This is a genomic window from Bhargavaea beijingensis, from assembly GCF_900101985.1.
Taxonomy (GTDB): Bacteria; Bacillota; Bacilli; order Bacillales_A; family Planococcaceae; genus Bhargavaea; species Bhargavaea beijingensis.
Window position 1 is genome coordinate 36,577 of sequence record NZ_FNAR01000011.1, and the last position, 12,873, is coordinate 49,449.

Sequence of the window (12,873 nt, forward strand, 5' to 3'; positions counted from 1 at the left end):
GGGGGAATCGGAGTTGGATAAAAAATGGCTAAGGTGGCTTGCCGCACCTGTTGCGGCACTGATGCTTGCTGCATGCGGCTCGGCCGATGACAGTGCGGAACAACCGCAGAACCAGGACGGTGAGACAGAGCAGCAGACAGCAGACCAAGGCGGAAAAGCGGATCAGGAAGCAACGTTCCCGGTCACGGAAACCGATGCTGTCGGAAATGAAATTACGCTGGAAAAACAGCCGGAGAAAATTGTTTCCATGGTTCCGAGCAACACCGAGATTCTCTTCGCGGTTGGTGCCGGAAAAGCAGTTGTCGCCGGAAGTGACTTCGACGACTATCCGGAAGAAGCGCAAAAACTCGAGAAAATCGGCGGGCAGGAATTCAACGTCGAAAAAATCGTCGGCCTGCAGCCGGACGTTGTGTTTGCACACGAATCCGCACTCGGTGTCGGGGAAGAAGGACTGCAGCAGCTTCGTGATGCGGGCCTCACCGTGTTTGTCGTAAAGAATGCAACAGATTTTGATGAAACGTACGGAACCATCCAGCAAATCGGAAAGCTGACCGGCTATTCCGCCGAGGCCGAAGAAATCGTCAGCGGCATGCAAGACAAAGTGGATGAAATCAAGGAAAAAGCGGAAGCAGTCACCGACAAGAAAAAAGTATTTGTCGAAACCTCGCCTGCACCGGATATTTACACGCCTGGATCTGGCACATTCATGCAGCAGTTCCTGGACATCATCCACGGGGAAAATGTTGCGGCCGACCAGCAAGGCTGGGTCATGATGGATCCGGAGGAGATCGTCAATCGCAATCCGGATGTCATCATGGTCATGTATGATTACATCGATACGGCAGTGGAAGATGTTTACTCGCGTGAAGGATTTGACGCCGTGACCGCCATTAAGGAAAAGGCTGTTATCCAGGTTGATGAAAACATTACAAGCCGTACCGGTCCGCGCCTTGCCGAAGGTCTGGAAGCCGTAGCGAAGGCAGTTTATCCGGAAATATTCGGGGAAGCGGAACAAGATGAAGAAGATCAAGCAGCATAAGACGAAACGGCCGGTTGCCGCATACATTGTATCGGCTGCCGTTCTCCTGCTGGCACTTTGGCTAGGTGTTTCCGTCGGATCGGTGAAGATTCCGCTGCAAGTGCTCCTGGACCCGGGAGCGGATGAAACAGCCGCGAACATCCTATGGAAAATCCGCATGCCGAGGGTGGTGCTTGCAGGGCTCGTCGGAGGGTCGCTGGCCTTGGCGGGCGCGGCGTTTCAGGGGCTTCTGAAAAACCCGCTTGCCGATCCGTACACCCTTGGAGTGTCGTCCGGCGCCTCAGTCGGCGCTGTGGCGACACTCTTTTTTGGAATCGGATTGTTTGGCACCTATACCCTTCCCGTATTCAGCATGGCGGGCGCGATGGCAGTGCTTCTTCTCGTGATCGGTTTTTCCCGGGCGGTCGACAGGTCACTCAAGATGGAAACGATCATCCTGACCGGGGTCATCTTCGGGTCATTTCTCGGCTCGGTACTGTCCCTCATGATTGCCCTGACCGGGGAAGAACTCCGGCAGATCATCGGCTGGCTGCTGGGCAGTGTCTCGATGAGAGGCTGGAAGTACGTATGGATGATCCTGCCGTTTGTCCTGATCGGAGGGTTTCTGCTATGGCTTTGCCGGCGGGAGCTGAATGCGATGCTGTTCGGAGAGGAACGGGCCCACCATCTCGGAGTGGACGTACGGAAGCGCAAATGGATGATTCTCGGCGGTGGCTCGATTCTTACCGGTTCAGCGGTTGCCGTATCCGGGACCATCGGATTTGTCGGTCTGGTTGTCCCTCATATGACGCGGCTCTTATGGGGGAGTGACCACCGGCATCTGTTGCCGCTGTCGTTCATTAACGGGGCCTCTCTGCTTGTGTTCTGTGATCTCGTGGCAAGAACGATTATATCGCCCACCGAGCTGCCTGTGGGCGTAATCACTTCGTTTATCGGGGCACCGGTGTTTGCATTTATTTTCTACAGGCAGCGGAGAAAGGGGAGGAACCGGCATGCTTGATGTCAAGCGGCTAACAGGCGGATACGGAGGCACGCCGGTCGTCCGGTCAGTGTCGTTTAAGGTGGAAGCCGGGACCATGCTCGGGATTCTCGGGCCGAATGGAAGCGGCAAATCGACGCTTCTGAAAATGCTGAGCGGTCTGCTTCCGGCAGATTCCGGCTCGGTCGAAATCGGCGGGAAGCCCATATCCGGATATTCCCGAAAGGCGTTTGCCAGGCAGGTTGCCGTGCTTCCCCAGCTCCAGGCGGATGCGTTTTCACATACGGTGTATCAGACCGTGTCACTCGGCCGGTATCCCCACCAGGCCGGCCTGTTTGCCGGCTGGACCGACGCGGATGAGCGCGCAGTCCAAAAGGCCATGGATCAGATGGGGGTCACCAAGTACCGGGATACGGAAATTGAGTTTATGTCCGGAGGCGAGCGCCAGAGGGTATTTGTCGCCCAGGCACTGGCCCAGGAAGCGCCGGTACTGCTGCTGGACGAGCCGACCAACCATCTGGATATTGCGCATCAGCAGCAACTGCTGGATACCATACGGCGCCAGGCGACCCAAAACGGGCTGACTGTCGTCTCTGTTTTCCATGATGTCAACTTGGCCTCGCTGTACTGTGACCGGCTGCTGCTCATGAACCGGGGGGAAGTGGCTGCGCTCGGAACTCCGGACGAAGTGATCGACGAACAAAAGATGGAAACCGTATACGCGGCAAGGGTGAGGGCAGGGATGCACCCGGAAATCCCGAAGCCGCAAATTACGCTCCTTCCGGCCAACGAGATGGGACACGAAAAAGTAATCATCCGGAAATCCGATTTTTCGGTGTCGGGCGAGTATGTTCATCTCGACAGCCGGATGCCCCTGAAGACGGTTTCTTCCGCTGTTTACCGTGCAGGCGCCGGCTGGTTCCGCCATTTCGTCAACCGGAAAGTCGGCGCGGCTTATATCACGGACGATGCGGAGGCGGAGATGAGGAACTGGCTGCATGAAACCGGGTTCCCGCTTACCCAGACGGTGGCAATGATGACGGCGGCCATGACGGAAGACGCCGTGATCGGGGAATACGGGCCACCGGATGCGCCCATTGTCATTTGCGTGACGGCGGGGGTAGGCAATGCCGTGGACGCCTCGCTCGGCGCTTCCCGTGACGTTTACGCAGGAACGATTAACACTTGGGTGATTGTGAACGGGCATTTGTCGGAAGAAGCGATGATCCAGGGAATGATCACTGCAACCGAGGCGAAAGCAAAGGCGATGCAGACGGAACAGGTGCTGGACCCGCTGACCGGAACGGTGGCAACCGGAACGTCGACCGACAGCCTTCTGATTTCGGCCACCCAGACGGGCATTTGTTACCCATATGCCGGGACTGTCACCGAACTCGGAAAAGCAATCGGCAGCGGCGTGTTTGAATGCACGGCCGAAGCGATCCGCAGGTACCGCCGGCGGAAGGCTGATCTGGATGGGAGCGGCCGATGGTCCTGAACCATCTGATCGCCTGTCTGGCCGGCTTCCTGATTGACCGGGTGATCGGTGACCCGCCCGGATGGCCTCATCCTGTCCGATGGATCGGCCGGCTCATCACCTTTTTGGAAACCCGGTTGAATACGGGCAGCAACCGCCGTGCAAAAGGGCTGGTCCTTCTCCTTGCCACTGCGGGGGTTTCCGGCCTCCTGGCGGCTGCCCCCGTCTGGCTTTTCTACGGCTTCCACCGCGCAGCTGGCATTGCCGCGGAGTCATTGCTGATTGCGGCAGGCCTTGCCCGGAAAAGCCTGGCACAGGCCGCAATGGACGTGTATCGTCCTCTTGCGGAAGGAGATTTATCGGAAGCCCGGGAAAAGCTTGGCTGGATCGTCGGTCGGGATACCGATTCTCTTCCTGAGTCCGAAATCGTGAGGGGAGTTGTGGAGACTGTATCTGAAAACACGTCGGATGGCGTGACGGCGCCGCTTTTCTGGGCACTGCTGCTCGGGGCGCCGGGCATCTGGGTTTACAAGGCGGTCAACACGCTTGACTCGATGGTCGGCTATCGGAATGAACGGTACGGGGCATTCGGTTTTTTCTCGGCAAAAACTGATGATGTGCTGAATCTGATTCCCTCACGGCTGACGGGGCTTCTTATCTTGTTCGTCACCCCGGTCAGGAGCGGGTTGCCGTACCGGGAGCGGCTCACCGGATGGCGGCGTGATGCCGCCAAGCATCCGAGCCCGAACAGCGGCTGGCTGGAAGCGGCCACAGCCTGGCAGCTCGGAGCCGCGCTTGGCGGGCTGAACATGTATCAGGGAGTGCCGTCCGACCGCGCAAGAATGGGCCGTCAGGATCGTCCGCTTGAGGCCGCGGACATACCGGAGTCCGTACACCAGATGCACGCCGCATCATGGGCGTTTCTCTTAATTGGCTTAACGATCGGAGGAATCACAGTTGCAATTGCCTGAACATGGAGCGAATCCGCTCCGCCTGTATGACCGGCTCGGCATGGAAGTGCCTGACCGGGTGCTGGACTTTAGTGAGAACGTGAATCCGCTCGGTGTTCCGGAAGGGGTCCGGCAAATCTGGCCCGAACTGCTTTCGGAGCTGCCGCATTACCCGGACCCGGACGGAGAACCCTTCCGCTCGGCCGCCGCTGATTATCACGGTGTGCCTGCCGAGCGGGTGCTGGCGGGAAACGGCGCGGCCGAGCTGTTTGCGGTCATTGCGGAACGATACCGCGGCCGCACCGCCCTCCTGATTCACCCGACGTTTTCCGAATACAAGGCCACTTTGCTTTCAAAAGGCGCCACTTGCATCGATTTTGTGACGGACCCGGCAGAACCGGAATTCCCGGAGGACCGGGTGATAAAAAAGATGGAGGAAGCAGATGTGCTGTACCTCTGCAATCCCAACAACCCGACAGGCGTCCGGCTCTCCGTCGAGGCCATCCGCCGGCTGGCTGAACACGGGCTCCGGACCGGCTGCGAGCTGGTGATCGATGAAGCGTTCATGGATTTTGCGGGGGAGAAGCACTCGTTTATCCCCCATACAGAAGAATTTCCGCATGCGGTCGTCGTCCGGTCGATGACGAAAATGTACGGCATTGCCGGCATCCGGCTCGGCTATATGATCGGCTCCGGAGAACGGATTGCGGGCCACCGGAAAGCCGTGCCGCATTGGAATGTCAATGGAATGGCCGCCAGGATCGGAAAGCTGTGCTTCGGGGAAGAATCATTCCGCCGGCGGACAGTCCGGTATTGTAAAGAGGAAAGACGGCGGCTTTCAGAATTTCTGGAGACGGCAGGGTGCATCGTGACCGGCAGCGAAACGAACTACATCAGTTTCCGTCCCCGGCAGTCCGACGGGCTCTATAGGGAGATGCTCGGGCAGGGCATCGTCCTCCGCCATACGGAAAACTTCCTCGGCATGGACGGGACATGGTTCCGGGTGGGGATCAAGGAACGTGAAAAAATGGAGATTCTGAAGGAGGCGCTTGCCGGATGGTTCGGGGAACACTCGTCTTCATAAGTGGAGGGGTCAGAAGCGGAAAGACCGCTTTTGCCGAAAGCTGGCTCGGCAACCGACAAGCCGGCCGTCTCGTTTATGTCGCAACGGGCCGGCCGGCGGATGAAGAGATGAACAGCCGGATCCGGAGACACCGCCGGGACCGTGATGCACGGCCGGAACAGTGGGAGACGATCGAGCGCCCGCTGGATCTTCCGGGCATCCTTCCGAGGATCCATGAAGGAGACGCGCTTTTGATCGACTGCATCACGACATGGTTGGCCAATGAAATGTATGAAGGGATTGAAAGCGGCCTGCCTTGCCACAGCCGGACGGGATGCATCGAGAAAAAGGTTTCGGAGCTGCTCGGAGCCTTGTCCGAAATGACCGATAAGGCGTCTGCCGTCGTTGTGGTCTCCAATGAAGTGCTGGACGAGCCGCTTCCTTCCGCTGCGGATATCCGGGCTTATTCGGAAATGCTCGGGCGAATTCATCAAAAGCTCGCGGCAATGGCGGACGTCGCGTACGAAATGGACGCGGGCATGCCGCTCCTTCGGAAACCGGGAAACGGAGGGATTGCATGAATGGGATCATGATTCAGGGTACCGCATCGCATGTCGGAAAAAGCATGACATGCACGGCCATCTGCCGATTGCTCGCTGACGACGGAGTCCGGACGGCGCCTTTCAAGTCACAGAATATGTCGGCCTTCACGACGGATATCGGAGGCGGTCTCCGGATCAGCCGTGCACAATGTGTGCAGGCGGAAGCGGCCAAGACCCGGCCGGTGCCCGAGATGAACCCGATCGTCCTGAAGCCCGCGGATGACACGGCTGCCGAAATCCTGCTTCTCGGCAGGCCATTTGGCCGGATGGGCGGGATGGAATACCGGGAGCGCTTTTTCCGGACCGGAATGGAAGCGATCCGGAAATCGCTCGGGGTGCTTGACGAACGTTATGATGCCATTGTCATCGAGGGTGCAGGCAGCCCGGCGGAAGTCAACCTGAACGATCGGGAACTGGTGAATATGCGGGTCGCCAGAGAGGCCGATGTGCCGGTTCTGCTTGTCGCGGACATCGAGCGGGGCGGCGTGTTCGCCTCAATCATCGGCACGCTCGAACTGATGGTTCCGGAGGACCGGGACCGGGTCAGGGGACTTCTCATCAACAAATTCCGGGGGGATATCCGGCTGTTCCGGAGCGGCATTGAATTCCTGGAGAAGCGCACCGGCCTTCCCGTACTGGGCGTGATTCCGCATTTGGAAGAGCATGGAATCGAAGAAGAGGATTCTCTCGGACATGCAGAAGACATGAAACTACCGAAGTATGATGAATGGGCAGCGCATTTTCGGAGGCATGCGGACTGGCCGCGCATCCGGCAACTGATTTTTGGGGCAGACGGCAGATGATCCGCGGATTTCTCCTCGCTGTCCAGTTTTTCACGGCCGTGCCTGTCCGCAAAAACTTGCCGATCGGACGAAAAGAGACGATCTGGATGTTCACCCTTTATCCGCTGGTCGGCGCCATGATCGGCGCTGTGTCCTGGTCGGCAGCGGCACTGGCTTCGGGACCGGGAGGAACGGGACCGTTTCTTACGGCGTTCATTTTGGTGCTCCTGTCCGCCGTCTTGTCCGGCGGCCTTCATCTTGACGGATGGGCGGATATGGGGGATGCGTATTTTTCATACCGGGAACGGGACAAGCGGCTGGAGATCATGGGAGATCCGCGAATCGGGGCGTTCGGTACGATGGCGCTCCTGTTTCTGATTCTGGGTAAGCTTGCGGTCCTGGAAGATTTAATCAGCCGGGGAGGCCTGCTGCCGGCCTTTGTCGTGTTCGTGCCGTTCGCGGCACGGGCGGGGCTTGCCATCTATCTGGCGGTTTCCATGCAGGCAAAACGTTCGGGATTGCTTGTTTTCTTCATAGAGAAACTGGAAGGGTTTCCTCTCGCCCTTCCTGCCGCAGTGCTGCTTGCCTCTGGCGGAGCGGCGGCTGCTGTGTGGTCCGGCAGCTTGCTGTTTCCGTTGCTCGCCGCCGTCGCGGTACCTGCGGCGGTTCTGTTTTTCAGAAACTGGTCGGCCCGGAACTTCGGAGGGGCAACCGGCGATCTGGCCGGTGCATTTATCGAAGGGTGTGAGCTGCTTTTATGGACGATCCTTTTGTTCTGTATCTGATCCGCCATCTCGAAACAGCGGCCAATCGGGAGCGCCGTTATGTCGGATGGAGCAATGTTCCCGTCTGCACGGCAGCGGGACCTTCAGGGCTTTATCCGGATCATCTGACAGGAAGCGATCTGCTTCGCTGCCGGCAAACAGCCGTGATGCTGTTTCCTGGGATGCCATACGAAGCCAGGCAGGAATTTCGGGAAGCGAATTTCGGGGAATGGGAAATGAAAACGTATGAAGACCTGAAAGAGAACGTCCGCTACCGCAGCTGGATTGACGACCCGTCCGCTGAACACCCGCCGGGCGGCGAGCGGTTTGCCGATCTGGAGGCCCGTGTGATGCACGGAATTGACCGCCTTAAAAAACAAAAGATCCGGTCGGCCGCCATTGTCACGCACGGGGGCCCGGCCAGGGTTCTGCTGTCAGAACTCGCGCCGGAGCGGCAGCCGTTTTTCGGCTGGAGTGTTCCGCCGGGCGGAATATACATGCTGGAGTGGATCCATCGAAAATCATGGGAGGAGGGACATCGGTGCACGTCGTTATCGGAGGTGCCCATAACGGGAAGCGCGAATATGTAAGGGAAATACTTGCCGGTGAACAAGTGGAATGGATCGAGGCCGGAGCATGTTCCCGGCTGCCGCAATCGCTCTCCGGCAGGGTGGTGCTGGCCGGGATTGAATCCTACCTATCAGCCAATCACGAGAATGAAGAAACCGCCATGGAAGACGTGTTCCGCTTTGTCCAAGCCGCGGACCGGGAAAAGCTGACCATTATCGTGACGGACATCGGCCGGGGCATTGTTCCGGCTGATCCGCATGAGCGCTGGCTTCGGGATGTGTGCGGAAGGCTGAACCAGCGTCTGTTCCGGGAAGCCGGCCGCATCACGCGGATCTGGTACGGCCTTGCGCAAGAATTAAAATGAATACATAGGAGGAGGATCAGGATGGGGATTTACACACGAACGGGAGACAAAGGAATGACAGGGCTGATCGGTGCGAGAGTGGGAAAGGATCACCTCCGTGTCGAGGCGTATGGGACCACGGACGAACTGAATTCATTTATCGGCAAGTCGATGTCCGAGTTGCCGGATAAGCTGTTCGGTGATTTGCTTGAAGACTTGGAAGAGATCCAGCATGAGTTGTTTGACTGCGGGGGAGATCTGGCAACCGTCACCAAAAAACGGGAAGAGAAACTACGCCCGTCTTCCATTGAACGGCTTGAAAAACGAATTGACGAGCTGACGGAAGAAGCGCCTGAACTGGAGCGCTTCATCCTTCCCGGCGGAACAGATCCGGCTGCGACCCTCCACATTGCCCGGACGGTGGCAAGAAGGGCGGAGCGTCAGGTGGTCCGGCTGATGAATGCTGGGGAAGATGTTCCCGAAACCGTTCTTCAATACATCAACCGGCTGTCGGATTATTTGTTTGCCGCGGCACGAATCGCAAATTTCCGGCTTGGCCGGGCCGATGTCGAATATGCAAGGAGCGCCAAGGTGTTCCGGAATACAAAGCGGACCGGGAAAAAGGGTGGAGACGAATGAAGCGCACCCGTCTGCTGGCGCTCACTGCGATGGTGTCGGCACTTTGCGCGATCGGTGCTCTTGTAAAGATTCCGATGGGCATCGGATCGGCTGCGTTGGACTCCGCGCCGGCCCTGCTGTCGGCGGTTTTCCTGCCGCCGGCAGCGGCAGGGACGGCTGCGATGATCGGACATCTGATATCTGCGGTCACCGGCGGGACTCCGCTGGGACCGTTTCATCTGCTGATTGCCGCTGAAATGTTTGTTGTGATCGGTGGGTTCGCCTGGCTGCACCATCATGGACGGAACGTTCTCAAATGGGGATTTTTCCTGATCGGTAACGGTGTGCTTGCAGTCCTGCCGTTTTACTGGCTTGTGTCACCGGCGTTTTTCTGGACGGCGATTGTCGCAATTCCGGCAGCGACACTGGTGAATGCCGTCATTGCCGGCGCCGTCATGCCGATTGTCAGGAAAGCAGTTGCCGGTGAAGAGGTGGCAAGGTGAGAAATGCTTTGGAACTGGTCGGCGGTCTCGTCGTTACGACGGACAACTCGGGCGGAATCGGCATGAAGGAGGCCGACGCGGTCCATGCGCCGGATGACCTGGTCGGCTACTTCACGGCGAGGGTCACGTTGCTCGAACAGTGGGCGGCCGGAGCGGAACCGGTTGCCGTCATCCTTCACAATTTCGCCGGGGACGCCAGTTGGGACGACTACCTTTCCGGAATCCGGCGGGTGTTCTCGGAAAGCACGCTCGGTATGCCGCCGATATCGGGCAGTTCCGAGACGAACATGGAAATGCTCCAATCGGCCATGGCCGTGACAATGGTCGGAAGGAGATGCCGTGAAGTTGCCCAATCCGGCGGGTCATGGTTTCTTTACGGCCGCCCGCTTGTCGGCCAGGACGTCATCAGGGAGCCGGAAAAGTGCGCGGAACTCGGTAAAGTCAAACGTGCACTTGATGGGGAACTCATTGACGCCGTCTGGCCGGCAGGGTCCGGCGGAATCGGTGCGGAATGGTTGCGCCTGACGGGGCGGCCGCTGGCCCGCTGGCCGGCGGGAGTAGATCCCGCAGCTTCCGCCGGGCCTGCCACGGCGGTGTTTGTCCGTGCGGTTCCGGGAAAAGAGGCGGAAGCTTCGGATCATTTCAGAGACTACTTCGATGAAATCGAATGATCAAGGGGCTTGATGTAGATTCCTGCACAGCGGCCCGGCAATCAATAGAAAAACAGACATTGCAGAGGCATGCGCGTTCCCGTAAACTTGGGGACACGATGCCTCACTTTTGCTATTCGGGACAAAATTCAAAAATTATTGTTGACTGAATGCTCATTCATTATTACACTGGAATCATAAAGAGATACCGGAGCGGGCTTGGACTTCACCATGTGAAAGCGGATTCAATGCCGGCCGGTACCGGAAAGGGAGGGACCATTGTGAACCCATTGCTAATCGCCAACTGGATTCTGTTCCTGGCCGTCACTGCGTACGCGCTCGGATTGTTCACATACGTGGTCAAAACACGCATTGACTTTATCAGGCTCGGGAAGAAAGAGGAGTTTGATGCCAAGATCGATGAACGGCTGCATGCGGTATGGACAAACGTCTTCGGACAGAAAAAGCTTCTGAAGGACAAGAAGAGCGGTACGATTCACGTCATGTTCTTCTACGGATTCCTTCTTGTTCAGTTCGGGGCAATCGACCTGATCTGGAAAGGGCTGAAGCCGGATTCCCACTTGCCGTTCGGCCCGGTTTATCCGTTCTTCACTTTCTTCCAGGAAATCGTCGTCTTCATGATTCTCGTCGCGGTTGTCTGGGCGTTCTACCGCCGCTACGTTGAGAAGCTCGTCCGGCTGCGCCGCGGCTGGAAAGCCGGCCTCGTCCTGATCTTTATCGGAACCCTCATGCTGTCGACGCTCGTTGCAAATGGCATGAACATGATCTGGCACGGCCATGGGACAACCTGGACGGAACCGATGGCTTCTGCGATCGCTTCCGCGTTCAGCTGGATGTCGCCGACAGCGGCCGCCGCCGTGTTCTTTGTCGCATGGTGGGTACACCTGCTGACATTGCTCGCGTTCCTCGTGTATGTGCCTCAGTCGAAGCACGCCCACCTGATCGCAGGTCCCGCGAACACGTATCTCATGCGATTTGACCGCAGGGGCAAGCTGGCGCCGATCGACTTCGCCGCGCTTGAGGAAGACGATTCGGAAGAAGAAGGCGGCGAAGAAGAGATGCCGTCGATCGGAGTCGGGAAAATCCAGGACTTCACACAGCTCCAGATGCTTGACTTTTATGCTTGTGTGGAATGCGGGCGATGCACGAACATGTGCCCGGCAACCGGCACCGGCAAGATGCTGTCTCCGATGGACCTGATCACCAAGCTGCGCGATCACCTGACCAACACGGGCGCGGTCACGACCAAACAAAAACCGTGGGTGCCGCCGTTCATGTTCAACGACACACGCGGCAACCAGCTCGCGGTGGCGGCAGGCGCTGAAGGTGCGGTTATCGGCGATATCTACAGCCCATCCCTGATCGGGGAGGTCATCACGGAAGAAGAGATCTGGGCGTGCACCACCTGCCGGAACTGCGAGGATCAGTGCCCGGTCATGAACGAACACGTCGACAAAATCATCGATCTCCGCCGCTACCTTGTCATGACGGAAGGCCGCATGGATGCCGACGCCCAGCGAGCGATGACGAACATCGAACGCCAGGGCAACCCTTGGGGCCTCAACCGGAAGGAAAAGGAGAACTGGCGCGAAGCGCGTCCGGACCTCCTCATCCCGACAGTCAAAGAAGCAAAAAAATCCGGAGAAGACTTCGAGTACCTACTCTGGGTCGGTGCGATGGGGGCATTCGACAACCGTTCCCAGAAAATCGCGCTGTCGTTCGCTCATCTTCTGAACGAAGCTGGCGTCAAGTTCGCCATCCTTGGAAACAAGGAAAAGAACTCCGGTGACACACCGCGCCGCCTCGGAAACGAATTCCTGTTCCAGGAGCTGGCCGAAGCGAACATCAAAGAGTTTGAAAAGAACGGAGTCAAGAAAATCATCACGATTGACCCGCACGCCTACAACATTTTCAAAAACGAGTATCCGGACTTTGGCTATCAGGCCATCGTCTACCACCATACCGAGTTTCTGCACAAGCTCCTCATGGAAGGCAAGCTGAAACCGAAGTACGCGGTGAACGAAAAGATCACGTTCCACGACTCGTGCTATCTCGGACGCTATAACGATGTGTACGATGCGCCGCGTGAAATTCTGAAGTCCATCCCGGGCGTCGAACTTGTCGAGATGGTCCGTAACCGCCAGGATGCGATGTGCTGCGGTGCAGGCGGCGGGCTCATGTGGATGGAAGAAGACAAGGGACACCGGATCAACGTCGCCCGGACCGAACAGGCGCTGGAAGTCAACCCGTCCGTCATCTCTTCCGCCTGCCCGTACTGCCTGACGATGATCTCTGATGGCACAAAAGCGGTTGAAGTGGAAGACAAGGTCGGCACGTACGACGTTGCGGAACTTCTTGAGCGCTCCATTTTCGGGGACAACCTGGAACCGGCGGCCGAAGAAGAGAAAGAACCGATTCTCCAGTAAGCCGTTGCAGATACTTTGAAAATTCGATACAATGAAATAAATGAAAGAGGGAGTGCCGGTCACTCCCTTTTTATTGGAGTTTTGTC

The 12,873-nt window shown here is 57.8% G+C and carries 14 protein-coding genes; all 14 read left to right on the forward strand.

Annotation, left to right across the window (positions count from 1 at the left end):
• Positions 1–13 precede the first annotated feature (13 nt).
• The 14 genes from BLT01_RS09400 to BLT01_RS09465 all read left to right on the forward strand — a co-directional run bounded on the left by BLT01_RS09400 (position 14) and on the right by BLT01_RS09465 (position 12,787).
• Positions 14–1,039: an ABC transporter substrate-binding protein gene (locus BLT01_RS09400; protein ID WP_245696909.1), complete on the forward strand. Its 1,026-nt coding sequence runs from the start codon at positions 14–16 to the stop codon at positions 1,037–1,039.
• The gene (locus BLT01_RS09405) at positions 1,017–2,039 is read left to right on the forward strand and encodes a FecCD family ABC transporter permease (protein ID WP_092097428.1); all 1,023 of its coding nucleotides are present in this window, start codon (positions 1,017–1,019) and stop codon (positions 2,037–2,039) included. The genes BLT01_RS09400 and BLT01_RS09405 overlap by 23 nt, the downstream gene beginning before the upstream one ends.
• Positions 2,032–3,516 carry an adenosylcobinamide amidohydrolase gene (locus BLT01_RS09410; RefSeq protein ID WP_092097429.1) on the forward strand — a complete coding sequence of 495 codons (1,485 nt, stop codon included), beginning with the start codon at positions 2,032–2,034 and terminating at the stop codon, positions 3,514–3,516. The genes BLT01_RS09405 and BLT01_RS09410 overlap by 8 nt, the downstream gene beginning before the upstream one ends.
• Complete coding sequence (gene cbiB / locus BLT01_RS09415) at positions 3,507–4,466, forward strand: adenosylcobinamide-phosphate synthase CbiB (protein WP_092097430.1); 960 nt, start codon at positions 3,507–3,509, stop codon at positions 4,464–4,466. The genes BLT01_RS09410 and cbiB overlap by 10 nt, the downstream gene beginning before the upstream one ends.
• Positions 4,453–5,529, forward strand: coding sequence for a threonine-phosphate decarboxylase CobD (gene cobD, locus BLT01_RS09420; protein WP_092097431.1), 1,077 nt, complete (start codon positions 4,453–4,455; stop codon positions 5,527–5,529). Before cbiB ends, cobD begins: the two co-directional genes overlap by 14 nt.
• Positions 5,502–6,089: a bifunctional adenosylcobinamide kinase/adenosylcobinamide-phosphate guanylyltransferase gene (locus BLT01_RS09425; RefSeq protein WP_092097432.1), complete on the forward strand. Its 588-nt coding sequence runs from the start codon at positions 5,502–5,504 to the stop codon at positions 6,087–6,089. Before cobD ends, BLT01_RS09425 begins: the two co-directional genes overlap by 28 nt.
• A complete protein-coding gene (locus tag BLT01_RS09430; protein ID WP_092097433.1) occupies positions 6,086–6,913 on the forward strand; it encodes a cobyric acid synthase in 828 nt (275 codons plus the stop codon). Before BLT01_RS09425 ends, BLT01_RS09430 begins: the two co-directional genes overlap by 4 nt.
• Positions 6,910–7,677 carry an adenosylcobinamide-GDP ribazoletransferase gene (gene cobS / locus BLT01_RS09435; protein ID WP_176765107.1) on the forward strand — a complete coding sequence of 256 codons (768 nt, stop codon included), beginning with the start codon at positions 6,910–6,912 and terminating at the stop codon, positions 7,675–7,677. Before BLT01_RS09430 ends, cobS begins: the two co-directional genes overlap by 4 nt.
• Complete coding sequence (locus BLT01_RS09440) at positions 7,650–8,246, forward strand: histidine phosphatase family protein (RefSeq protein ID WP_092097435.1); 597 nt, start codon at positions 7,650–7,652, stop codon at positions 8,244–8,246. Before cobS ends, BLT01_RS09440 begins: the two co-directional genes overlap by 28 nt.
• The gene (locus tag BLT01_RS09445) at positions 8,198–8,590 is read left to right on the forward strand and encodes a bifunctional adenosylcobinamide kinase/adenosylcobinamide-phosphate guanylyltransferase (RefSeq protein ID WP_176765108.1); all 393 of its coding nucleotides are present in this window, start codon (positions 8,198–8,200) and stop codon (positions 8,588–8,590) included. Before BLT01_RS09440 ends, BLT01_RS09445 begins: the two co-directional genes overlap by 49 nt.
• A 21-nt stretch (positions 8,591–8,611) precedes the next feature.
• Complete coding sequence (locus BLT01_RS09450; RefSeq protein WP_092097436.1) at positions 8,612–9,208, forward strand: cob(I)yrinic acid a,c-diamide adenosyltransferase; 597 nt, start codon at positions 8,612–8,614, stop codon at positions 9,206–9,208.
• Entirely contained in the window at positions 9,205–9,690 is a 486-nt protein-coding gene (locus BLT01_RS09455; RefSeq protein WP_092097437.1) for an ECF transporter S component, read from the forward strand. Before BLT01_RS09450 ends, BLT01_RS09455 begins: the two co-directional genes overlap by 4 nt.
• Positions 9,687–10,361, forward strand: coding sequence for a hypothetical protein (locus BLT01_RS09460; protein WP_092097438.1), 675 nt, complete (start codon positions 9,687–9,689; stop codon positions 10,359–10,361). The genes BLT01_RS09455 and BLT01_RS09460 overlap by 4 nt, the downstream gene beginning before the upstream one ends.
• 260 nt (positions 10,362–10,621) lie before the next feature.
• Entirely contained in the window at positions 10,622–12,787 is a 2,166-nt protein-coding gene (locus BLT01_RS09465) for a heterodisulfide reductase-related iron-sulfur binding cluster (protein WP_092097487.1), read from the forward strand.
• The last annotated feature ends 86 nt before the right edge of the window (positions 12,788–12,873 follow it).

Coding starts and splice junctions, on each gene's coding strand:
- BLT01_RS09405 (WP_092097428.1), top strand. CDS start 1,017: ATGAAGAAGATCAAGCAGCATAAGACGAAACGGCCGGTTGCCGCATAC.
- BLT01_RS09410 (WP_092097429.1), top strand. CDS start 2,032: ATGCTTGATGTCAAGCGGCTAACAGGCGGATACGGAGGCACGCCGGTC.
- cbiB (WP_092097430.1), top strand. CDS start 3,507: ATGGTCCTGAACCATCTGATCGCCTGTCTGGCCGGCTTCCTGATTGAC.
- BLT01_RS09425 (WP_092097432.1), top strand. CDS start 5,502: ATGGTTCGGGGAACACTCGTCTTCATAAGTGGAGGGGTCAGAAGCGGA.
- BLT01_RS09430 (WP_092097433.1), top strand. CDS start 6,086: ATGAATGGGATCATGATTCAGGGTACCGCATCGCATGTCGGAAAAAGC.
- cobS (WP_176765107.1), top strand. CDS start 6,910: ATGATCCGCGGATTTCTCCTCGCTGTCCAGTTTTTCACGGCCGTGCCT.
- BLT01_RS09440 (WP_092097435.1), top strand. CDS start 7,650: ATGGACGATCCTTTTGTTCTGTATCTGATCCGCCATCTCGAAACAGCG.
- BLT01_RS09450 (WP_092097436.1), top strand. CDS start 8,612: ATGGGGATTTACACACGAACGGGAGACAAAGGAATGACAGGGCTGATC.
- BLT01_RS09455 (WP_092097437.1), top strand. CDS start 9,205: ATGAAGCGCACCCGTCTGCTGGCGCTCACTGCGATGGTGTCGGCACTT.